Here is a 1,430-nt window from a genome sequence, read left to right as displayed (position 1 = left end):
GGTGAGATCGCCGCCGCGCACGTCGCCGGGGTCATGTCGCTGGCCGACGCGGCGACGCTGGTCACCGCCCGAGGCCGCCTCATGCAGGCCCTCCCGACCGGCGGCGTCATGGTCGCCGTACGGGCCACCGAGGCGGAGGTGTTGCCGCTGCTGACCGACGGCGTGGACATCGCCGCGATCAACGGCCCCCGCTCGATCGTCCTCTCCGGTGTGGCCGACGAGGTTGCGACGGTAGCAGCGCACTTCGAGAAGTCGAAGCGGCTGCGGGTCAGTCACGCGTTCCATTCGGTGCTGATGGAGCCGATGCTGGCCGAGTTCGCCCAGGTCGCGGCAACCCTGACCTACGAGTCGCCGCGCATTCCGATCGTGTCGAACGTGACCGGTCAGGTCGCCGAGGTGCAGGACGCCGCGTACTGGGTGCGGCACGTCCGTGAGGCGGTTCGCTTCGCCGACGGCATCACCACACTGGAGGGCCTCGGTGTCAGCACGTTCGTGGAGATCGGCCCGGACGGGGTCCTGTCCGCGATGGGTGCGGACTGCGTCAGCGACGCCGTGTTCGTACCAGTGCAACGCTCCGACCGGGACCAACCCACCACGCTGCTCACCGCCCTCGCGCAGGCCTTCGTACGCGGCGTCGCCGTGGACTGGACACCGTGCCACCCGGGCGCCCGCACGATCGACCTGCCCACCTACGCCTTCCAACGCCGCTACTACTGGCCGGACCTGCCGAAACCCACGAGCGACACCCCTGACCAGTGGCGTTACCGGGAGACCTGGCAGCCCGTCGACACCCCACCCGTCGGCACCCTCGCCGGGGCGTGGCGCATCGTCGCCGACCCGGCCGACCCGACCGCGCACCAGCTGCACGACCTGCTGACCCGACACGGCGCCACCCCGGAGATCGGCGAGGCCAGGCACCTCACTGACGAGGTGGCCGGCATCCTCCACGTGCCCTCGCGCACCGGCGACCTCGACGCCACGGCCGACCTGCTCGCCCTGATCCAGGCGGCGGCCACGGCCGGAATCACCGCGCCGATCTGGACGGTCACCACCGCGGCCGTCACCACGGGCACCGACGACATCGCACCCGACCCCGCCCAGGCCGCGATCTGGGGCCTCGGCCGGGTGGCCGCCCTCGAACACCCGGACACCTGGGGCGGCATCGTCGACCTGGCCGGCGACGTCACCGACCAACTCGTCGCCGTCCTGGCCGGGAGCACCGGAGAAGACCAGGTCGCGATCCGTGCCGACGGCCTGCACGCCCGTCGCATCGACCGCGCCCCCGCCCCGGCCACCGAACCCTGGCAGCCGACCGGCACCGTCCTGGTCACCGGCGGCACCGGCGCGCTCGGATGGCAAGCGCGTCGTCAGCGCGGCAACTCTTAGCGACAAGTTGCTCACGGCAAGTTCTTGATCGTCCTTTCTTCTCG

The 1,430-nt window shown here is 71.7% G+C and carries 1 protein-coding gene; it reads left to right on the top strand.

Annotated elements, in window-relative coordinates; translation table 11 throughout:
- The coding region (locus tag ACWCO3_RS34590) for an acyltransferase domain-containing protein (protein WP_450014212.1) at positions 1–1,386 on the top strand (1,386 nt) is incomplete at its 5' end.
- Positions 1,387–1,430 lie beyond the last annotated feature (44 nt).

Source organism: Micromonospora sp. NPDC002411, assembly GCF_053592955.1.
This window is presented reverse-complemented; position numbering and strand designations above follow the sequence as displayed.